Origin of the sequence: Pseudomonas sp. OV226, assembly GCF_003148705.1 — a bacterium.
GTDB lineage: Bacteria > Pseudomonadota > Gammaproteobacteria > Pseudomonadales > Pseudomonadaceae > Aquipseudomonas.
Genome location: NZ_QGGS01000006.1, coordinates 1 through 19,833, shown reverse-complemented (window position 1 = coordinate 19,833; position 19,833 = coordinate 1). Strand labels below are relative to the sequence as shown.

Below are 19,833 nucleotides of genomic sequence, written 5' to 3'. Positions count from 1 at the left end.
GTTCATCGCGAGCAAGCTCGGCTCCTACAGGTTTTGGTGCGTCAATGACACTTTGTGCAACGCTTCTCAAACAACTCGCTCCATGGCGCAACGCCACAACCTGGCACATCGCCTTCTCCGGTGGTCTCGACTCCACCGTCCTGCTGCACCTTCTCGCCGACCTGGCAAAAATCGAATCCCTGCCGGCGCTCAGCGCCATTCATGTTCATCACGGCCTGCAAGCGGCGGCGGATGCCTGGCCGGAGCATTGTCAGTCGGTCTGTGATGCGCTCGGTGTGTCGCTACAGGTGGTTCGCGTTCAGGTTCAACCTGGCGCCAGTATCGAGCGCGCCGCCCGTGAGGCTCGTTATGGGGCGTTCAGCGCGGTGATTCATGCCGAGGACATTCTGCTGACCGCCCAGCACCGTGACGATCAGGCTGAAACCCTGTTGTTCCGACTGTTGCGCGGAGCCGGGGTGAGAGGTTTGTCGGGAATGCCGCGTGAGCGGGTCTTGGGCCGTGGACATCTTCTGCGCCCGCTGCTGGATGTCTCACGCGCCGAACTTGAAGCCTACGCAACCGAACACCGGCTGAGCTGGATCGAAGATCCTTCGAACCAGGATCGCCAGTTCTCCCGCAACTACCTGCGGCATCAGGTGTTTCCGGTATTGACCGAGCGCTGGCCGCAAGCGGCGGTGACGATGGCACGTAGCGCTGCTCACTTGAGTGAAGCGCAGGCTTTGCTGGATGAGTTGGCAGAAATTGATCTGGTCGAAGCGGCAACAGCCCATGAGTTCGACTGGTTGGGCGTGCAATCTCTGGAGCTGGCTTGCCTTGCAAGGCACTCTGCCGCTCGCCAGCGTAACGCGCTGAGCCACTGGCTCACAGCACTGACGCGGTTGCCGGACAGTGACCATTGGTCGGGTTGGGAGAATTTGCGTGATGCCACCGGTGATGCCCGTCCGGTCTGGCGGCTGGCCGATGGCGAAGTGCATCGTTCGGCTGGACGTATCTGGTGGCTCTCGGGCTGTTGGCTCCGCAATTCGCCGCCTGCCGTGGATTGGCCGGATCCTTCGACACCGCTGGAATTGCCGGATAACGGCGTGCTCACACTCACCGGGCAAATCCCCGATGGCTCGCTGCAAATCCGCTATCGTCAGGGAGGCGAGGTCATGAATTTGCCCGATCGCGGTCATCGCGATCTCAAGCGTTTGTTCAATGAACGCGGGGTTCCGGGCTTCATCCGTGGCAGATTGCCGCTGGTCTACCGCGAGGGGCAATTGCTGGCAGTGGCCAACGTACGGGGCTTGAATGGCAGTGGGCAAGATGGCTGGCATTTGCATTGGCAACCGCCGAGCGAAGATCAAGGTTTGAGCTGAAAGGGGCTTTCCGGTAGACTACGCTCCCTTCTTGATACAACTTCTGTGGATTCGCCTGAATTGCAGGAGTTGCCGATTACCAAGCAGTCTTTGCTGGGCGATTCCAAAAAATGTGTAGCGAGCAACGTACCGGTGTTTCATCTGCCGGTCTGTCCCAACGCGGCGGTTTTTTTGAAAGGTGCACTGTGATTAATGCAGGTGATCGGGGGCTTCGGCCTTCCTTCGCTTTCCCCGGCGGCTCGGACCGCTTTAACGCAGACTTCTAGGGTTTTTCATGACGCGCTACATATTCGTCACGGGCGGTGTTGTTTCTTCATTGGGGAAAGGCATTGCATCGGCTTCATTGGCGGCCATCCTGGAGGCGCGGGGACTTAAGGTCACCATGCTGAAGCTGGACCCGTACATCAACGTTGACCCGGGCACGATGAGCCCGTTCCAGCACGGTGAAGTGTTCGTCACCCACGACGGCGCCGAGACCGACCTGGACCTGGGCCACTACGAGCGGTTCATCCGCACGACCATGACCCAGAACAACAACTTCACCACTGGCCGTGTCTACGAGCACGTGCTGCGCAAAGAGCGCCGTGGTGACTACCTGGGTGCAACCATCCAGGTGATTCCGCACATCACCGACGAAATCAAGCGCCGGATCATCAAGGGCGCCGGCGATGCCGACGTGGCGATGGTCGAGATCGGTGGCACCGTGGGTGACATCGAATCGCAACCGTTCCTGGAAGCGATCCGCCAATTGCGTTTCGAAGTCGGCGCCAAGCGCGCGATGCTGATGCACCTGACGCTGGTGCCGTACATTGCCACTGCCGGCGAAACCAAAACCAAGCCGACCCAGCACTCGGTCAAGGAATTGCGTTCCATTGGCCTGCAGCCAGACGTACTGGTTTGCCGCTCCGATCACCCGATCGACATCTCTTCGCGCCGCAAGATCGCGCAATTCACCAACGTTGAAGAACGTGCGGTGATCGCGCTGGAAGACGCCGACACCATCTACAAGATCCCGGGCATCCTGCACTCCCAGGGCCTGGATGATTTCGTGGTCGAGCGTTTCGGCCTGCAATGCGGCAGCGCTGACCTGTCCGAGTGGGAAGCGGTGGTTGACGCCAAGCTGAACCCGGAACACGAAGTCACCATCGCGATGGTCGGCAAGTACATGGAGCTGCTGGACGCCTACAAGTCGCTGATCGAAGCGATGAGTCACGCCGGCATCAGCAACCGCACCAAGGTCAACCTGCGCTACATCGATTCCGAAGACATCGAAAACCAGGGCACTGCGTTGCTCGAAGGTGTTGACGCGATCCTCGTACCGGGCGGCTTCGGTCTGCGTGGCGTGGAAGGCAAGATCACCGCCGTTCAATACGCTCGCGAAAACAAGGTTCCGTACCTGGGCATCTGCCTGGGCATGCAAGTGGCCGTGATCGAGTTCGCTCGTAACGTGCTGGGCTGGAAAGACGCCAACTCAACCGAATTCGATCGCGCCAGCGGCCATCCGGTCGTGGGCCTGATCACCGAGTGGGAAGATGCTACCGGCGCGGTCGAAACCCGTACCGAATCGTCCGATCTGGGCGGCACCATGCGCCTCGGCGCTCAGGATTGCCTGCTGGAGCCGGGTTCGCTGGTACATGACTGCTACGCCAAAGACGTCATCGTCGAGCGTCACCGTCACCGCTATGAAGTGAACAACAACCTGCTGCCGCAAATCATGGAAGCCGGCCTGAAAATCTCCGGTCGTTCCGGTGATGGTGCGCTGGTTGAAGTGGTTGAGGCTCCGGATCATCCATGGTTCGTCGCTTGCCAGTTCCACCCTGAGTTCACCTCGACACCGCGTGACGGTCACCCGTTGTTCAGCGGTTTCGTTAAAGCAGCGTTGATTCAACACCAGAAGAAGGCGTAAATCCGATGGCGCAGAAGATCATCCGCGTAGGCGATATCGAGATTGCCAACGACAAGCCAATGGTGCTTTTCGGTGGCATGAACGTGCTGGAAAGCCGCGACATGGCGATGCAGGTCTGCGAAGAGTACGTAAAGGTCACCGAAAAACTCGGCATCCCTTATGTGTTCAAGGCCAGCTTTGACAAGGCCAACCGTTCCTCCGTGACCTCTTACCGTGGCCCCGGCCTGGAAGAGGGCATGCGGATTTTCCAGGACATCAAGCAAGCCTTCGGTGTGCCGATCATCACCGACGTCCACGAGCCTGATCAGGCCGCGATCGTCGCTGAAGTCTGCGACATCATCCAGCTGCCGGCCTTCCTGTCGCGCCAGACCGACCTCGTGGTCGCGATGGCCAAGACTGGTGCGGTGATCAACATCAAGAAAGCCCAGTTCCTCGCACCGCATGAGATGAAACACATCCTCAGCAAGTGCGTGGAAGCGGGCAACGATCAGTTGATCCTTTGCGAGCGCGGTTCGAGCTTCGGCTACAACAACCTGGTCGTCGACATGCTCGGCTTCGGTATCATGAAGCAATTCGAATACCCGGTGTTCTTCGACGTGACTCACGCGCTGCAAATGCCCGGTGGTCGTTCCGATTCCGCCGGTGGTCGTCGTGCCCAGGTGACGGATCTGGCCAAGGCTGGCATGAGCCAGTCGCTGGCCGGCCTGTTCCTCGAAGCCCACCCGGACCCGGACAACGCCAAATGCGACGGCCCTTGCGCCTTGCGTCTGGACAAACTGGAGCCATTCCTGGCCCAGCTCAAAGCGTTGGACGAACTGGTGAAGAGTTTTCCGACGGTAGAAACCGCGTAAACCTCAATTCTCCGGTAAAGTACCGCACGAATTTATGCTCTGGCCCGCTGGCCGCACTGCTCTTGTAGGAGCATGGCTTGCCAGCGATGGCGTCCTTGAGGGCTCCATCGCCGGCAAGCCGTGCTCCTACAGCGTTTTCGTCAACTTTGGAGTGTTTACAACAATGGCAAAAATCGTCGACATCAAAGGTCGTGAAGTTCTCGACTCCCGTGGCAATCCCACCGTGGAAGCGGACGTGCTTCTCGATAACGGCATCATCGGCAGCGCCTGCGCGCCGTCCGGTGCTTCCACTGGCTCGCGTGAAGCACTCGAGCTGCGTGATGGCGACAAGAGCCGTTACCTGGGCAAAGGCGTTCTGAAGGCCGTGGCCAACATCAACGGTCCGATCCGCGATCTGTTGAAAGGCATGGACCCAAGCGACCAGAAAGCGCTGGATCACGCGATGATCAAGCTCGACGGTACCGAAAACAAAGGCTCCCTGGGCGCTAACGCGATCCTCGCCGTTTCCCTGGCCGCGGCCAAGGCAGCAGCACAGGACCAGGACCTGCCGCTGTACGCTCACATCGCCAACCTGAACGGTACCCCGGGTGTTTACTCGATGCCGGTTCCGATGATGAACATCATCAACGGTGGCGAGCACGCCGATAACAACGTCGACATCCAGGAATTCATGGTTCAGCCGGTTGGCGCCAAGTCTTTCTCGGAAGGTCTGCGCATGGGCACCGAGATTTTCCATCACCTCAAGGCTGTTCTGAAGGCTCGTGGCCTGAGCACTGCTGTCGGTGACGAAGGTGGTTTCGCGCCGAACCTGGCCTCCAACGAAGACGCTTTGAAAGTGATCTCCGAAGCGGTAGCCAACGCCGGTTACAAACTGGGCACCGACGTGACCCTGGCCCTGGACTGCGCTGCGAGCGAGTTCTACGAAGACGGCAAGTACAACCTGTCCGGCGAAGGCCAGGTGTTCACCGCTGAAGGTTTCGCTGACTACCTGAAAGGCCTGACCGAGCGTTACCCGATCATCTCGATCGAAGACGGCCTGGACGAGTCCGACTGGGCAGGCTGGAAAATCCTCACCGACAAGATCGGAGAGAAGACTCAGTTGGTAGGCGACGACCTGTTCGTGACCAATACCAAGATCCTGAAAGAAGGCATCGATAAAAAGATCGCCAACTCGATCCTGATCAAGTTCAACCAGATCGGCACCCTGACCGAAACCCTGGAAGCCATCCAGATGGCCAAGGCTGCGGGTTACACGGCTGTGATCTCGCACCGCTCCGGCGAAACCGAAGATTCGACCATCGCCGACCTGGCTGTGGGCACTTCGGCTGGTCAGATCAAAACCGGTTCCCTGTGCCGTTCGGACCGCGTTTCCAAGTACAACCAACTGCTGCGTATCGAAGAGCAGTTGAATGGCAAAGCCAAATACAATGGCCGCAGCGAGTTCCGCGGTTAATTGCTAAATGGTAAAAAGACACCGGATTGTGTCGGAAAAATCGCTACAGCGACGTTTTTGCCACTAATCTGATGCCTTATAAGCACAAGCCTGGATTTTCCAGGCTTCGTGCTATCAGAAGCTTCAAAGTTTTTGCATGGCTGTCTTTTTTCACTGGAAACCTGATATTCGATGCGCAGTCCCAATTGGTTGTTCCTCGTTTTGCTCCTGTTGCTGGCTGGCCTGCAATACCGCCTGTGGGTAGGTAATGGCAGTCTGGCGCAAGTGGCTGAGCTGACTCAGCAGATCGCGGATCAACAGACTGAGAACGAAGGGTTGCTGGAACGCAATCGGGTCATGGACGCCGAGGTCAGCGAGCTGAAAAAAGGCATGGAGACCGTTGAAGAGCGGGCTCGCCATGAGTTGGGCATGGTCAAGGACGGTGAAACCCTTTACCAGTTGGCTCAATGAACACCTCGTTACCGGCCTTCTGGGCCGTGATCCCTGCCGCGGGTGTAGGTGCCCGTATGGCCGCAGACCGTCCCAAGCAATACTTGCAACTGGGCGGGCGCACTATTCTCGAACACAGCCTCGGCTGTTTCCTTGATCATCCCTGCCTGAAGGGGGTGGTGGTCAGTCTTGCTGTTGATGATCCGTATTGGCCGAACCTTGCAAGTGCTTGCGATCCGCGTATTCAGCGGGTTGAGGGTGGCTCCGAGCGTTCCGGTTCGGTACTCAATGCCTTGCTGCATTTGCATGCGCTGGGTGCTGATGATGAAGACTGGGTGCTGGTTCACGACGCTGCTCGGCCGAATCTGAATCGTGATGATCTGGACAAGTTGCTGAGTGAATTAGCCGATGATCCGGTAGGCGGGCTGCTGGCGGTGCCGGCACGCGATACCCTCAAGCGGGTCGACAAGCACGGTCGTGTCGTCGAAACCGTGGATCGCAGTGTGATCTGGCAAGCCTATACGCCGCAGATGTTTCGCCTGGGCGCATTGCATCGGGCATTGGCGGACAGTCTCGTCGCTGATGCGGTCATCACCGATGAAGCGTCGGCCATGGAATGGGCGGGCATGGCGCCACGGTTGATAGAAGGTCGATCCGACAATCTCAAGGTCACTCGTCCCGAAGACCTTGAATGGCTGCGCCAGCGTTGGGCCAATCGCCGCTAAGCCGCGTACTCCGGCCGTTCGGCCAACCCTTCCTTCAAGTAATCCACCAATTTGCGCACTTTGGGCGACAGATGCCGTTGCTGTGGATAAAGCGCCCATACGGCGGTATTCGGTGGTTGATGCGCGTCCAGTAACGAAATCAATGCGCCGCTTTTCAAATGCTCCAGCACGTAATAGTCCGGTAGCTGACACAACCCTACGCCTTGCAGCGCTGCATCCAGCACCGCTTGCCCACTGTTGCAGCGCCAGTTTCCCTGGACCCGCTGCGAAAACTCCCGCCCGTTCTGTTCCAGTTGCCACAGGTCCGAGCTGCCGATGAGGCAGTTGTGGCGACTCAGTTCCGACAGGCTATGTGGCCGACCATAACGCTCCAGATAGGACGGCGATGCGCACAGGTACATGCGTCGTGGTGCCAGGCGAGTGGCGACCAGCCGGGAGTCTTGCAAGCGCCCAAGGCGGATCGCCAGGTCGAGGCCCTCATGCACCAGATCGAGCGGGCGATTGCTCAGTTCGATGTCGACACGCAGTTGTGGATAAAGCCCCATGAACCGCGTCACCAGCGGCACGATAAAACGTTCGCCGTACGCCACGGCGCAGGTCATGCGCAGCATGCCCTTGGGTTCGCTGGTCAAGTCGCCGACCGCGCGCAACGCTTCTTCGCGACCATCCTGCAAACGCTGGCAATGCTGCAGAAACGTTTGCCCGGCTTCGGTCAGCGTGACCCGGCGGGTGCTGCGATACAGCAGTCGTGTCTGAAGGCGCTCTTCCAGGCGTACGATTTGTCGACTGACATGGGAGGAAGAAACCCCAAGTCGTTCGGCGGCAGCCGTGAACTGGCTGCACTCGGCGACGGCGACGAACTCGTCGATACCTTCCCAGCGATTCTCGGACACCTAGAATTATCCCTGTGTAGCAATAATGTTTTGCTTTTGTCCTGATTATTCACCGAGCGACGGTGTATTACACTCATTGTCTCGTTTTTATTCACTGGAGAACCCACATGATCAAGTCGCGCGCTGCCGTTGCCTTCGAGGCCAAGAAACCCCTCGAGATCGTCGAAGTCGATGTCGCCATGCCCAAGGCCGGCGAAGTTCTGTTGCGTGTGGTTGCTTCCGGCGTCTGCCATACCGATGCCTACACGCTGTCCGGCGCTGATCCGGAAGGTATCTTCCCGTCAATCCTCGGTCACGAAGGTGGCGCGGTGGTTGAAGCGATCGGCGAGGGCGTGACCTCGGTTGCAGTCGGCGATCATGTGATCCCGCTGTACACCCCGGAATGCCGCCAGTGCAAATTCTGCCTGTCGGGCAAAACCAACCTGTGTCAGGCGATTCGCGCAACCCAGGGCAAAGGCCTGATGCCGGATGGCACTTCGCGCTTCTCCTACAAGGGCCAGCCGATTTTCCACTACATGGGCACTTCGACGTTTTCCGAATACACGGTGTTGCCGGAAATCTCGGTCGCCAAAATTGCTAAAGAAGCGCCACTGGAAAAAGTCTGCCTGCTGGGCTGCGGTGTCACCACCGGCATCGGCGCGGTGCTCAATACGGCCAAGGTGAAACCGGGTGACACCGTGGCCATTTTCGGCCTCGGCGGCATTGGTCTGTCGGCGGTGATTGGCGCGGTAAAAGCCAAGGCTGCACGCATCATTGCCATCGACATCAACCCGGCCAAATTCGAGATCGCCAAGCAGCTGGGTGCAACCGATTGTGTGAACCCGAAAGACTTCGACCGTCCGATTCAGGAAGTCATCGTCGACATGACCGATGGCGGCGTCGACTTTTCCTTCGAGTGCATCGGCAATGTGCAACTGATGCGCGCCGCACTTGAGTGCTGCCACAAGGGCTGGGGTGAGTCGGTCATCATCGGCGTCGCCGGTGCCGGTCAGGAAATCTCCACCCGACCATTCCAGCTGGTCACCGGTCGCGTCTGGCGCGGTTCGGCGTTCGGCGGCGTGCGTGGTCGTACCGAGTTGCCAAGCTACGTTGAAATGGCCGAGACCGGTGAGATCCCGCTGGACACGTTCATCACCCACACCATGGGCCTGGAAGATATCAACAAGGCGTTCGACCTGATGCATGAAGGCAAGAGCATCCGTTCCGTCATCCATTTCTGAGGTCGGTCATGAGCCTGGAAAATATCTCCTGCCAGAAAAGCTTCGGCGGCTGGCACAAGCGCTATCGGCACCGTTCAGATGTGCTCGGCTGCGACATGGTGTTTGCCGTGTATCTGCCGCCGCAAGCGGAGCAGGGCGGCAAATTGCCGGTGCTGTACTGGTTGTCCGGCCTGACCTGCACCGACGAGAACTTCATGCAAAAGGCCGGCGCCATGCGCATGGCCGCCGAGTTGGGGCTGATTATTGTGGCGCCGGACACCAGCCCGCGCGGTCCGGATGTGCCGGGTGATCCGGAGGGGGCCTGGGACTTCGGACTGGGTGCCGGGTTTTATCTGAATGCCACGCAGGAGCCATGGTCGCGGCACTATCGGATGCATGACTACGTCGTGCAGGAATTGCCGGCATTGGTTGAAGCCCATTTCCCTGCATCGGACAAGCGTGGCATCAGCGGGCACTCCATGGGTGGCCATGGCGCGCTGGTCTGCGCGCTGCGCAACCCGGGGCGTTATCAATCGGTGTCGGCGTTCTCGCCGATCAACAATCCCATGGATTGCCCATGGGGTCAGAAAGCCTTCAGTCGTTACCTGGGTGAAGACCGTTCGAAGTGGCGTGAATGGGATGCCTGTGCATTGATTGCCGAGGCTGACGAGCAGTTGCCGCTGCTGGTGGATCAAGGCGATCGCGATGATTTTCTTGCCACCCAGCTCAAGCCTGAAGCCTTGCAACAGGCGGCCAAACTGGCCGGTTATCCGCTGACGTTGCGCCTGCAACCGGGCTATGACCACAGCTATTTCTTCATCGCCAGTTTTATCGGCGATCACTTGCAACATCATGGGCGTGCACTAGGCGCCTAATGATCGACAAAGCAGGTAGAATCACGCCCTGACAAAAATCGGGGCGTTTTTTTATGCGTATTGGCCACGGCTATGATGTGCACCGTTTCGCTGAAGGCGATTTCATTACTCTGGGCGGCGTGCGCATTGCACACAGCTTCGGGCTGCTCGCTCACTCCGACGGTGACGTCCTGCTGCACGCCTTGAGCGATGCCTTGCTCGGCGCGGCCGCGCTGGGTGATATCGGCAAGCATTTTCCGGACACCGACCCGACCTTCAAGGGCGCCGACAGCCGTGTGCTGTTGCGTCATGTCGTCGCATTGATTCATGCCAAAGGCTGGAAAGTCGGCAATGTTGATAACACCATCGTCGCCCAGGCGCCGAAAATGGCCCCGCATATCGAATCGATGCGCGCGCTGATTGCCGCGGATCTTCAAATTGAACTGGATCAAGTGAACGTGAAAGCTACCACCACCGAAAAGCTTGGCTTTGTCGGGCGCGAAGAAGGCATTGCCGTGCACTCCGTTGCCTTGTTGCTGCGCGCATGAACGAATCGCAATTGCTTGGCCCGCGGGCCTATGGTGAGGCGCTTGGCACCGCGGTTCTGAAAGCCACGGCAGAAGATTTTCAGGTCGATGAAGTGCTCGATATCCCCCTCAGCGGTGATGGCGAGCATTTGTGGATCTGGGTGGAAAAGCGCGGACTGAATACCGAGGAAGCGGCGCGGCGTATCGCCAAGGCTGCGGGCGTGCCATTGCGCACCGTCAGTTATGCCGGGCTCAAGGACCGTCAGGCGCTGACGCGCCAATGGTTCAGCGTGCAACTGCCGGGCAAGGCTGATCCTGATTTGTCGGCCGCCGAAAACGACACGCTGAAAATTCTCAAGACCGGTCGGCATAAGCGCAAGCTGCAACGCGGCGCTCATTCGGCCAATGGTTTCACCTTGCGCCTGACTCAATTTGCTGGCGACAAAACGGCGATTGAACAGCGACTGCAACTGATCGCCAAGCAGGGTATTCCCAATTATTTCGGTGCCCAACGTTTCGGCTTCGACGGCGGCAATGTGGTCGATGCCCGTGCCTGGGCCGCGCGCAAAGCGTTGCCTGAGCAGCGCAACGTGCGCTCGCGTCTGCTCTCTACGGCGCGCAGTTTTTTGTTTAATCAGGTGTTGGCGGCACGCGTCGCCGATGGTACCTGGCAGCAGGCCCAGGTCGGCGATCTGCTGGCCTTCACCGACAGTCGCAGCTTCTTTCCAGCCGGTGAGGCCGAATGCAACGACCCGCGACTGGCGATACTCGATCTGCATCCGACAGGCCCGCAGTGGGGCGAAGGTGACTCGCCGGCGACCGGCGTTGTCCATGTACTGGAGCAGGAAATCGCCGCTCGCGAAGCGGACTTGCGTGATTGGTTGATTAACGCCGGTATGAGCCACGAACGTCGCATTCTGCGGCTGCCCATTGGTGGGTTGACGTGGCATTATCCCGAGCCTGACATTCTGCAACTGGAATTCGTCCTACCGGCCGGATGCTTTGCCACCGTATTGGTGCGCGAGCTTGTTGATCTGGTGCCGGTGGGGCAGACGGACAGCCCATGCGTATTCTGATTTCTAACGACGATGGGGTAACCGCACCCGGTCTCGCCGCGCTTTATGCTGCGCTGGCGGATTACACCGAATGCGTGGTTATCGCCCCGGACCAGGACAAAAGCGGCGCCAGCAGCTCGCTGACGCTCGACCGTCCGTTGCACCCGCAAACTCTGGCCAACGGCTTTATCAGCGTGAACGGCACTCCCACCGATTGTGTGCACCTGGGCCTGAACGGCTTGCTGGAGCGCGAACCGGATATGGTTGTTTCGGGGATCAACCTGGGCGCCAACCTGGGCGATGACGTGTTGTATTCCGGCACCGTGGCGGCAGCCCTTGAGGGGCGTTTCCTTGAGCGCCCTTCGTTTGCCTTCTCGTTGGTCTCACGACAAGTAGAGAACCTTCCCACAGCCGCCTACTTTGCACGCAAGCTGGTCGAAGCCCATGGCGATCTCGACCTGCCGCCGCGCACGGTACTGAATGTGAACATTCCCAATTTGCCGCTGGACCATATTCGCGGTATTCAGCTGACCCGCCTCGGGCATCGCGCACGGGCCGCGGCACCCATGAAAGTGGTCGACCCCCGCGGCAAGTCCGGTTACTGGATCGCCGCCGCCGGGGATGCTGAGGATGGTGGCCCGGGCACCGATTTCCATGCCGTCATGCAGGGTTATGTTTCTATCACCCCGCTGCAACTGGATCGCACCTTCAATGATGCCTTCAGTAGTCTCGATGGCTGGTTGGAGGGGCTGCGCTAATGTCTCGTGAACAAGACGATATGCTGCGTCGCGGCATCGGGATGACCTCTCAACGGACCCGCGAGCGCCTGATTCAGCGTCTGTATGAAGAAGGTGTTTCCAATGCCAAGGTGCTGGAAGTCATCCGTCGTACACCGCGTCACCTGTTTGTCGACGAAGCGCTGGCCCATCGTGCTTACGAAGACACGGCGTTGCCTATCGGGCACAACCAGACCATTTCCCAGCCCTACATGGTGGCTCGCATGAGTGAGTTGCTGCTGGAGGCAGGTCCCTTGGACAAGGTGATGGAAATTGGCACGGGCTCGGGCTACCAGACAGCGGTGCTGTCGCAGTTGGTCGAACGGGTATTTTCCGTTGAGCGCATCAAGATTTTGCAGGACCGGGCCAAGGAGCGCCTGGTGGAGCTGAACCTGCGCAACGTGGTGTTTCGGTGGGGCGATGGCTGGGAGGGCTGGCCAGCGCTGGCGCCTTACAACGGCATCATCGTCACGGCAGTGGCCACCGATGTGCCTCAGGCGTTGCTCGATCAGTTGGCACCGGGTGGACGGCTGGTGATTCCGGTCGGCTCCGGCGAGGTGCAACAGCTGATGCTGATCATCCGCGAAGAACAAGGCTTTTCCCGGCGGGTTTTGGGGGCGGTGCGTTTCGTGCCATTGCTCAACGGACCACTGGCCTGAGCATTTGTTCTGGCGCGCTGAATTCTCTTCGATTGGCCGTGTCTTACAGCGGCATCGATTGGTTAAACGGTATTTATCGTCAGTCAGCAAACGTGTGCGCGTCGCGATTTCGCTTCATTAAAGGTAAAGCCTGTTCGGCCCGTTATACTTGCGACATCTCGAGCCGGGACACGGCAAACCACAATTTCAGCCACCACATAGGGAGCGGCGGGTGAGTCTCACAGTCATTGCGCAGCGTATGAGTACAACGAGCTTTCAGCGCCTGGTGACTGGCCTTGTCTTGAGCACCTTGCTGGTCGGTTGCTCCAGCACCAAATCGAGTAGCGTCGGTGTCGTCGATCGCAGTAACGCTACGCCCCAACGTCCGGCAGTGACCACGGGTCAGTATGTCGTTCGGCCAAAAGACACCCTGTTCTCGATCGCTTTTCGCTACGGCTGGGACTACAAAGCCCTCGCCGCACGGAACAACATTCCTACGCCCTACACGATCCATCCGGGTCAGATAATTCGCTTCGATGGTCGCACCGGATCAACGCCGACAGCGGTGGCCAACGCATCCGATTCGGCGCCTTCGTCGTCGAGTAAAACCACGATAATCCGACGTCAGGCGAATGGCGCAACTACGACGACAACGGTGGTTGCACCGTCCGTCGCCAGCAAGCCGGCACCCGCTCCATTGCCGCCTGCGGGACCGGCCCCGACCGGCTGGGGATGGCCATCTAATGGCATTCTGATTGGAAAATTCTCTTCAAACGGTAGTTTGAATAAAGGAATTGATATCGCCGGAGATTTGGGACAGCCTGTTTTAGCTGCGTCTGATGGGACGGTGGTATACGCCGGGAGTGGCTTAAGGGGCTACGGCGAATTAGTCATCATCAAACACAGCGATACCTACGTTAGTGCCTACGGACATAACCGCAGGCTGTTGGTTCGGGAGGGGCAGCAGGTCAAGGTCGGACAGACAATTGCCGAAATGGGGTCAACGGGTACAGACCGGGTGAAACTGCATTTTGAGATTCGCCGGCAAGGTAAACCTGTAGATCCGCTGCAATTCCTGCCACGTCGTTGATTTGTTAGCCAGCCTGTTCCGTCACGTAGAGGGAACAGGCTCCAGCGTTGCCAAGGATAAAGGCGCCGCTTGAGCTTGAGGTCGAACTCACCAAAGGACTATAACAATGGCTCTCAGTAAAGAAGTGCCGGAGTTTGACATCGACGATGAGGTTCTCCTGATGGAGACCGGCATCGGGACGGATTCGATGTCGAATGATGAAGGGGCAGCTCCACCTTCCGTTCGTGCCAAATCCAAACACTCCGCTTCGCTAAAGCAGCACAAGTACATCGATTACACGCGGGCACTGGATGCCACGCAGTTGTACCTCAATGAAATCGGCTTTTCCCCATTGCTCTCCCCGGAAGAAGAAGTTCATTTTGCGCGCCTGTCGCAAAGTGGCGATCCGGCCGGGCGCAAGCGCATGATTGAAAGCAACCTGCGGCTGGTGGTTAAAATCGCCCGGCGTTACGTCAATCGTGGGCTGTCGCTGCTGGACCTGATCGAAGAGGGTAACCTCGGCTTGATTCGGGCAGTGGAGAAGTTCGACCCTGAACGCGGCTTCCGCTTTTCGACCTACGCAACCTGGTGGATTCGTCAGACCATCGAGCGCGCGATCATGAATCAGACCCGGACCATCCGGTTGCCGATCCATGTGGTCAAGGAGCTTAACGTGTACCTGCGGGCTGCACGGGAGCTGACTCAAAAGCTCGATCATGAACCCTCACCCGAAGAAATCGCCAACCTGCTGGAAAAACCGGTGGGCGAAGTCAAGCGCATGCTTGGCCTCAACGAGCGGGTTTCTTCGGTCGACGTCTCGCTGGGTCCGGATTCGGATAAAACCCTGCTGGACACCCTGACTGATGACCGTCCAACCGACCCTTGTGAGCTGCTGCAGGATGACGATTTGTCCCAAAGCATCGATCAATGGCTGTCGGAGCTGACCGACAAGCAACGCGAAGTGGTGGTGCGTCGCTTCGGCTTGCGGGGGCACGAGAGCAGCACGCTTGAAGACGTAGGCCTGGAGATCGGCCTGACCCGGGAACGGGTCAGACAGATTCAGGTGGAAGGCCTGAAGCGTCTTAGGGAGATTCTCGAGAAGAACGGCCTGTCGAGCGAGTCGCTGTTTCAATAGGCGATACGCTTGACCGGTAGTAAAAGACCCCGACTTGTTCGGGGTTTTTTATTGCCTGGGGGTTTGCCGCAAGTTTGTAGTCTTGCGTTGTAAGTCTTTGCTTACTCTTTCGTAAGCGTTCGTTATTTTTACAGGGCGCTAGTCGTCCATTTTCCTACAGCATCAAATCTATCTATTTGATGTGTATGCATATTTTTTAAAGTTAAGAGCATGTGACAACAGGTTTTCCTGATTCGGGCCGATTGCTCCTGGTAAGGAAGTCTCTACTATCTGAACTGTGTCGACGGACAGACACGCCTTTCAAGGATGAAGGGAAAGGACATCACAGGAAGTGATTCATCAGGACGATGAAAAGGAATACAGGGAATAGGGAAAAAATGTGGGCGGGTCGAACCGCCCCTTTTTTTGCCTGCAAAAAAGCAAAAAGGCCCTCGTGGGGCCTTTTATCGGAACGCGGGGGTAATCAGCGTTCGAGGTCTTTGAGCTTACTGCCTACAGATTTGTTGATGACGCGATCAAACTCGTCTGCATCAGGCAACGATTCTTTCTTCTCGGTGATGTTCGGCCAGATTTCGGCCAGTTCCACGTTCAGCTGAATGAACTCCTCCATGCCGGCAGGCACTTCATCTTCGGAGAAGATGGCCACGGCAGGGCATTCTGGTTCGCACAATGCGCAGTCGATGCACTCATCCGGGTGAATCACCAGGAAGTTCGGGCCTTCGTAAAAGCAGTCCACCGGACAGACTTCTACGCAGTCGGTGTACTTGCACTTGATGCAGTTGTCGGTGACGACGAAGGTCATTTCTAATTTTCTCCTCAGGCGCGGCTTGCTGCGCCCCTTCACGTAGGGGTCGCCAGGTTTGGGAGCGATAGTCTGCTGGCCAGGCTATTAGCCAGCAGCATCCCAAACCGCGCGAGATTCTAACAGCTTGCAGGCAAGTGCGTTAGATCCGGTTCTTCAGTGTATAGAGCATTTCGAGTGCACGACGCGGGGTCATGTCATCCAGGTTGAGCTTAGTCAACTCGTCGAGCACCGGGTGCGGCAGGCTGGCGAACATGTCGCTTTGCTGTGGCGCGGCCGGTTTGCCTTTGACGGGTGGCGCAACCTCGTGGGGCAGGGCGGTGGCTTCCAGGCGACCCAAATGCTCGCGAGCACGCACGATCACTTCGCTCGGCACACCGGCCAGTTGCGCTACTGCCAGGCCGTAACTCTGACTCGCCGGCCCAGGCAGCACATGGTGCAGGAACACGATGCGTTCGTTGTGCTCGGTAGCATTGAGGTGAACGTTGGCCACCAGTGGTTGCGCCTCCGGTAGCACTGTCAGCTCAAAGTAGTGGGTGGCGAACAGCGTGTAAGCCCGCAGGTGCGCCAGTCGCTCGGCGGCGGCCCATGCCAGGGACAGGCCATCGAAGGTGCTGGTGCCGCGCCCGACTTCGTCCATCAGCACCAGGCTGCGTTCGGTGGCGTTGTGCAGAATGTTCGCGGTTTCGCTCATTTCGACCATGAAGGTCGAACGGCCGCCCGCCAGGTCATCACTGGAGCCGATCCGGGTGAAGATCCGGTCCACCAGCGACAGTTCACAACTGGACGCCGGCACGAAGCTGCCGATGTGCGCCAGCAACACGATCAGCGCGGTCTGACGCATGTAGGTGGATTTACCGCCCATGTTCGGACCGGTGATCACCAGCATCCGCGTGTTGTCGTCGAGGCTCAGGTCGTTGGCCACGAACGGCGTGCTCAGCACTTGCTCGACCACCGGGTGACGACCCTGGGTGATACGCATGCAGGGCTCGTCGACGAAGCGCGGGCAGTTCAGGTCGAGGTTCAGCGCTCGTTCGGCCAGGTTGCTCAGTACGTCCAGTTCGGCCAGCGCAGCGGCGGTGTCCTGCAGCGGTGGCAATTGGGCGATCAGGTCTTCGAGCAGCGCTTCGTAAAGCATTTTCTCGCGGGCCAGGGCACGGCTCTTGGCCGACAGCGCCTTGTCCTCGAACGCCTTGAGTTCCGGGGTGATGAAACGCTCGGCACCTTTCAACGTCTGGCGACGGATGTAGTCGGCCGGCGCGGATTCGGCTTGCTTGCTTGGCAGTTCAATGAAGTAGCCATGAATGCGGTTGTAACCGACCTTCAGGTGCGACAGGCCGGTGCGGGCTTTCTCGCGTGCTTCCAGATCAATCAGGAACTGCCCGGCGTTTTCGCTGAGCGATTGCAGGTCGTCGAGTTCGCTGTCGTAACCGGTCTTCAACACGCCGCCGTCACGGATCACCGCAGGCGGGTTGTCGATGATGGCTTTTTCCAGCAGCGCCGCCAGTTCCGGGTAGGTGCTGGTGGTCTTGGCCAGTTGAATGATGTGCGGTGCTTCCAGCTCGGTCATCGCCACTTGCAACTCAGGCAAAGCGCCCAGTGCATCGCGCAGACGAGCGAGGTCGCGAGGGCGGGCGTTGCGCAGGCCGATCCGCGCCAGAATCCGCTCAATGTCGCCGATTTCCTTGAGCTGCGGTTGCAGCTTTTCAAAGCGGTAGCCGTCGAGCAGGCACGTGATCGAGGTCTGGCGCGCCAGCAATACGGTCAGATCCCGCAGCGGACGATTCAGCCAGCGGGTCAGCAAACGGCTGCCCATGGCGGTCTGGCAGCGATCGACCACCGATTGCAGGGTGTTGTCGCGGCCACCGGCCAGGTTGGTGTCCAGTTCCAGGTTGCGACGGCTCGCGCCGTCCAGCACTACGGTGTCATCCAGGCGCTCATGGCGCAGGCTGCGCAAGTGCGGCAGGGCGGTGCGCTGGGTTTCCTTGGCGTAGCTGAGCAGGCAACCGGCGGCACCGATGGCCAGGGTCAGGTTCTCGCAGCCAAAGCCTTTAAGGTCCTGGGTCGAAAATTGCTGGCACAAACTTTTCAGCGCCGAGTCGCGCTCGAAATCCCACGGCGCACGGCGACGAACCCCACGACGTTTTTCCGCTGGCAGGTCCTTCGGCCAGTCGTCCGGGATCATCAGCTCGACCGGATTGACCCGCTCCAGCTCCGCCAGCAGGTTTTCCCAACCCTTGATTTCCAACACCGTGAAATTTCCGCTGGTGATGTCCAGCACGGCCAGGCCGAACAGGCGCTCGTCACCCAGCACCGCGGCGATCAGATTGTCCCGACGCTCATCCAGCAGCGCTTCATCACTGACCGTGCCCGGCGTGATGATCCGCACTACCTGACGATCCACCGGCCCTTTGCTGGTGGCCGGGTCACCCACCTGCTCACAAATCACCACCGACTCGCCAAGCTTGACCAGTTTCGCGAGGTAACCTTCCGCTGCATGGTAAGGAATCCCACACATCGGAATCGCCTGGCCGGCAGACTGCCCGCGAGCGGTCAGGGTGATGTCCAGCAACTTGGAGGCTTTCTTTGCGTCTTCATAGAAGATCTCGTAGAAGTCGCCCATGCGGTAGAACATCAACTGATCAGGGTGCTGGTTCTTCAGACGCCAGTACTGCTGCATCATTGGCGTGTGAGAGGACAAATCGGAGATGGCTTTATTCATCGGAAATTCAGGAAAACTCGTTGAAAGGTGTAGGGCAAAGGAGGGGCATTGGCCCGGCTTTTCCGCGATGGGCGCAAGATTACCATGGGCGGTCCGCCCGACGCAGGCATGAAAGCCCTGTGGCACATTTGCGCTGGATATGCACGCTTTATGCAAAACAGCATTTGTCTTCAGTGAAAAGAACAAGCACTATGCGCGTTATGCAAAAACGCAATGTTTCTACCGTTTTAAGAGCACTGCTCGATCAGCACGGGATCTCCCCCACGGAGCTTCACCGTCGTACCGGCGTGCCTCAATCCACTCTCTCGCGGATCCTCAGCGGGAAGATCGTCGATCCCTCGGATAAACACATCTCGAAGATCGCCGAGTACTTCGCCGTGAGCACCGATCAGTTGCGCGGCCGTACGGACGTGTCGGCGACCGCCAATGCCGGGCGCGATCAATCACATTCCGAACTCAAGGACATAAGTCTGTGGGACGACGATACGCCGGTCGATGATGACGAGGTGTCGGTCCCCTTTCTTCGCGAGGTTGAATTGGCTGCTGGATCAGGAAGATTCGTCATCGAAGAGAGCGAGCGCTCTAGCCTGCGCTTCGGCAAACGCAGCCTGCGCCACAACGGCGTGCAATTCGACCAGGCAAAATGCGTGACGGTGCGTGGCAACAGCATGTTGCCCGTGCTGCGCGATGGTGCAACCGTTGGGGTGAACGCGGGCAAGTGCGGGATCGGCGACATCGTGGATGGCGACCTTTATGCGATCAACCATAACGGCCAACTGCGAGTGAAGCAGCTATATCGCCTGCCGACCGGCATTCGCCTGCGCAGCTTCAATCGCGATGAGCATCCGGACGAGGACTACACCTTCCAGGAAATCCAGGAAGAGCAGATCGTCATCCTCGGCCATGTCTTCTGGTGGGGCATGTACGCCCGCTAACCTCGCTACGTTCAGATAAAACCCGCCACCCGGCGGGTTTTTTTTCGCCTATCGAAAACCGGCAACGCCTTTGTTTGCGGGGGTTTTCATGCGGCAGCGCATATAAAATGCATAAATAAATGCATTAGTGCATTGACTGTATATGCATCCATGCATATTCTTTGTCTCAAGCCGCTCAACAAAGCAGCTCGAAACGAAGTTCTTTAGTTCCACCACAAAGGCAGCGATGAACCGGCCTCAACGGTTCAGAGGGTTGGCAACTGACCCGGGTGTGCAGCGTAAAGCACCAGAAGCAGTTATCCGGCGGGCAGGGACCGCGGTCGGAAAAACAATATGAATGGACTCGTACCGCGCCAGTAGCGCCGAAAGGTCAACGAAGGGCCGCATTACTGAAAAGCCCGGAACTACGCCTAATGCTGTTCACTTAAGTATTTGAGTCCCAGCCGGGCTTCCCCGAAAATCCGATGCCAGACCTCTGGCATCGGATTTTTTATGTCTGTTCAACA

Annotated in this window: 18 protein-coding genes; 15 read left to right on the top strand and 3 right to left on the bottom strand. The window is 58.4% G+C overall.

Annotated features, from left to right (window positions below; genetic code table 11):
* The first annotated feature begins 44 nt into the window (after nucleotides 1–44).
* From tilS to ispD, 6 genes are all read left to right on the top strand, one after another.
* Complete coding sequence (gene tilS / locus C7534_RS12955) at nucleotides 45–1,358, top strand: tRNA lysidine(34) synthetase TilS (protein WP_109786004.1); 1,314 nt, start codon at nucleotides 45–47, stop codon at nucleotides 1,356–1,358.
* A gap of 274 nt (nucleotides 1,359–1,632) precedes the next feature.
* Nucleotides 1,633–3,264: a CTP synthase gene (locus C7534_RS12950; RefSeq protein ID WP_046029209.1), complete on the top strand. Its 1,632-nt coding sequence runs from the start codon at nucleotides 1,633–1,635 to the stop codon at nucleotides 3,262–3,264.
* A 5-nt stretch (nucleotides 3,265–3,269) separates the two neighbouring features.
* On the top strand, nucleotides 3,270–4,115 hold the full coding sequence (kdsA, locus tag C7534_RS12945; protein ID WP_046029210.1) for a 3-deoxy-8-phosphooctulonate synthase: 846 nt from the start codon (nucleotides 3,270–3,272) through the stop codon (nucleotides 4,113–4,115).
* 163 nt (nucleotides 4,116–4,278) lie between these two features.
* Nucleotides 4,279–5,568 (top strand): phosphopyruvate hydratase, encoded by a 1,290-nt coding sequence (gene eno, locus C7534_RS12940; RefSeq protein ID WP_046029212.1) that lies wholly within the window; start codon nucleotides 4,279–4,281, stop codon nucleotides 5,566–5,568.
* 171 nt (nucleotides 5,569–5,739) lie between these two features.
* Nucleotides 5,740–6,018 (top strand): cell division protein FtsB, encoded by a 279-nt coding sequence (gene ftsB, locus C7534_RS12935; protein WP_109786003.1) that lies wholly within the window; start codon nucleotides 5,740–5,742, stop codon nucleotides 6,016–6,018.
* A complete protein-coding gene (gene ispD / locus C7534_RS12930) occupies nucleotides 6,015–6,722 on the top strand; it encodes a 2-C-methyl-D-erythritol 4-phosphate cytidylyltransferase (protein WP_046029218.1) in 708 nt (235 codons plus the stop codon). The genes ftsB and ispD overlap by 4 nt, the downstream gene beginning before the upstream one ends.
* Here the strand turns inward: ispD and C7534_RS12925 are convergent.
* Complete coding sequence (locus C7534_RS12925; RefSeq protein WP_046029220.1) at nucleotides 6,719–7,615, bottom strand: LysR substrate-binding domain-containing protein; 897 nt, start codon at nucleotides 7,613–7,615, stop codon at nucleotides 6,719–6,721. The two genes, ispD and C7534_RS12925, sit on opposite strands and share 4 nt — an antisense overlap.
* Before the next feature lie 107 nt (nucleotides 7,616–7,722).
* On the opposite strand from C7534_RS12925, the gene C7534_RS12920 reads away from it, so the two are divergent.
* The 8 genes from C7534_RS12920 (at nucleotide 7,723) to rpoS (ending at nucleotide 14,868) form a co-directional block, all read left to right on the top strand.
* On the top strand, nucleotides 7,723–8,835 hold the full coding sequence (locus C7534_RS12920; protein ID WP_027924991.1) for an S-(hydroxymethyl)glutathione dehydrogenase/class III alcohol dehydrogenase: 1,113 nt from the start codon (nucleotides 7,723–7,725) through the stop codon (nucleotides 8,833–8,835).
* Nucleotides 8,836–8,843: 8 nt separating this feature from the next.
* Nucleotides 8,844–9,689, top strand: a complete 846-nt coding sequence (gene fghA / locus C7534_RS12915; protein ID WP_109786002.1) for an S-formylglutathione hydrolase — start codon at nucleotides 8,844–8,846, stop codon at nucleotides 9,687–9,689.
* Nucleotides 9,690–9,742: 53 nt separating this feature from the next.
* Nucleotides 9,743–10,216, top strand: a complete 474-nt coding sequence (gene ispF, locus C7534_RS12910) for a 2-C-methyl-D-erythritol 2,4-cyclodiphosphate synthase (protein ID WP_109786001.1) — start codon at nucleotides 9,743–9,745, stop codon at nucleotides 10,214–10,216.
* Entirely contained in the window at nucleotides 10,213–11,271 is a 1,059-nt protein-coding gene (truD, locus tag C7534_RS12905) for a tRNA pseudouridine(13) synthase TruD (protein ID WP_109786000.1), read from the top strand. Before ispF ends, truD begins: the two co-directional genes overlap by 4 nt.
* On the top strand, nucleotides 11,259–12,008 hold the full coding sequence (gene surE / locus C7534_RS12900; protein ID WP_046029231.1) for a 5'/3'-nucleotidase SurE: 750 nt from the start codon (nucleotides 11,259–11,261) through the stop codon (nucleotides 12,006–12,008). Before truD ends, surE begins: the two co-directional genes overlap by 13 nt.
* A 41-nt stretch (nucleotides 12,009–12,049) precedes the next feature.
* Nucleotides 12,050–12,685: a protein-L-isoaspartate(D-aspartate) O-methyltransferase gene (locus C7534_RS12895; RefSeq protein ID WP_175649021.1), complete on the top strand. Its 636-nt coding sequence runs from the start codon at nucleotides 12,050–12,052 to the stop codon at nucleotides 12,683–12,685.
* 211 nt (nucleotides 12,686–12,896) lie between these two features.
* Complete coding sequence (locus C7534_RS12890) at nucleotides 12,897–13,754, top strand: peptidoglycan DD-metalloendopeptidase family protein (protein ID WP_109785999.1); 858 nt, start codon at nucleotides 12,897–12,899, stop codon at nucleotides 13,752–13,754.
* A 106-nt stretch (nucleotides 13,755–13,860) separates the two neighbouring features.
* On the top strand, nucleotides 13,861–14,868 hold the full coding sequence (rpoS, locus tag C7534_RS12885; protein WP_059407844.1) for an RNA polymerase sigma factor RpoS: 1,008 nt from the start codon (nucleotides 13,861–13,863) through the stop codon (nucleotides 14,866–14,868).
* 463 nt (nucleotides 14,869–15,331) lie between these two features.
* Here the strand turns inward: rpoS and fdxA are convergent, their stop codons facing one another.
* Both fdxA and mutS read right to left on the bottom strand, forming a co-directional pair.
* On the bottom strand, nucleotides 15,332–15,670 hold the full coding sequence (gene fdxA / locus C7534_RS12880) for a ferredoxin FdxA (RefSeq protein WP_109785998.1): 339 nt from the start codon (nucleotides 15,668–15,670) through the stop codon (nucleotides 15,332–15,334).
* Nucleotides 15,671–15,812: 142 nt separating this feature from the next.
* Complete coding sequence (gene mutS, locus C7534_RS12875; RefSeq protein WP_177412242.1) at nucleotides 15,813–18,380, bottom strand: DNA mismatch repair protein MutS; 2,568 nt, start codon at nucleotides 18,378–18,380, stop codon at nucleotides 15,813–15,815.
* Between the two features lie 212 nt (nucleotides 18,381–18,592).
* Here mutS and C7534_RS12870 point away from each other — a divergent pair, with 212 nt between their 5' ends.
* A complete protein-coding gene (locus C7534_RS12870) occupies nucleotides 18,593–19,327 on the top strand; it encodes an XRE family transcriptional regulator (protein WP_109786100.1) in 735 nt (244 codons plus the stop codon).
* The last annotated feature ends 506 nt before the right edge of the window (nucleotides 19,328–19,833 follow it).

What these genes read in the sequence shown, in the direction of transcription:
- tilS (WP_109786004.1), top strand. Translation starts at nt 45, where the DNA reads ATGACACTTTGTGCAACGCTTCTCAAACAACTCGCTCCATGGCGCAAC.
- C7534_RS12950 (WP_046029209.1), top strand. Translation starts at nt 1,633, where the DNA reads ATGACGCGCTACATATTCGTCACGGGCGGTGTTGTTTCTTCATTGGGG.
- kdsA (WP_046029210.1), top strand. Translation starts at nt 3,270, where the DNA reads ATGGCGCAGAAGATCATCCGCGTAGGCGATATCGAGATTGCCAACGAC.
- eno (WP_046029212.1), top strand. Translation starts at nt 4,279, where the DNA reads ATGGCAAAAATCGTCGACATCAAAGGTCGTGAAGTTCTCGACTCCCGT.
- ftsB (WP_109786003.1), top strand. Translation starts at nt 5,740, where the DNA reads ATGCGCAGTCCCAATTGGTTGTTCCTCGTTTTGCTCCTGTTGCTGGCT.
- ispD (WP_046029218.1), top strand. Translation starts at nt 6,015, where the DNA reads ATGAACACCTCGTTACCGGCCTTCTGGGCCGTGATCCCTGCCGCGGGT.
- C7534_RS12920 (WP_027924991.1), top strand. Translation starts at nt 7,723, where the DNA reads ATGATCAAGTCGCGCGCTGCCGTTGCCTTCGAGGCCAAGAAACCCCTC.
- fghA (WP_109786002.1), top strand. Translation starts at nt 8,844, where the DNA reads ATGAGCCTGGAAAATATCTCCTGCCAGAAAAGCTTCGGCGGCTGGCAC.
- ispF (WP_109786001.1), top strand. Translation starts at nt 9,743, where the DNA reads ATGCGTATTGGCCACGGCTATGATGTGCACCGTTTCGCTGAAGGCGAT.
- truD (WP_109786000.1), top strand. Translation starts at nt 10,213, where the DNA reads ATGAACGAATCGCAATTGCTTGGCCCGCGGGCCTATGGTGAGGCGCTT.
- surE (WP_046029231.1), top strand. Translation starts at nt 11,259, where the DNA reads ATGCGTATTCTGATTTCTAACGACGATGGGGTAACCGCACCCGGTCTC.
- C7534_RS12895 (WP_175649021.1), top strand. Translation starts at nt 12,050, where the DNA reads ATGACCTCTCAACGGACCCGCGAGCGCCTGATTCAGCGTCTGTATGAA.
- rpoS (WP_059407844.1), top strand. Translation starts at nt 13,861, where the DNA reads ATGGCTCTCAGTAAAGAAGTGCCGGAGTTTGACATCGACGATGAGGTT.
- fdxA (WP_109785998.1), bottom strand. Translation starts at nt 15,670, where the DNA reads ATGACCTTCGTCGTCACCGACAACTGCATCAAGTGCAAGTACACCGAC.
- C7534_RS12870 (WP_109786100.1), top strand. Translation starts at nt 18,593, where the DNA reads ATGCAAAAACGCAATGTTTCTACCGTTTTAAGAGCACTGCTCGATCAG.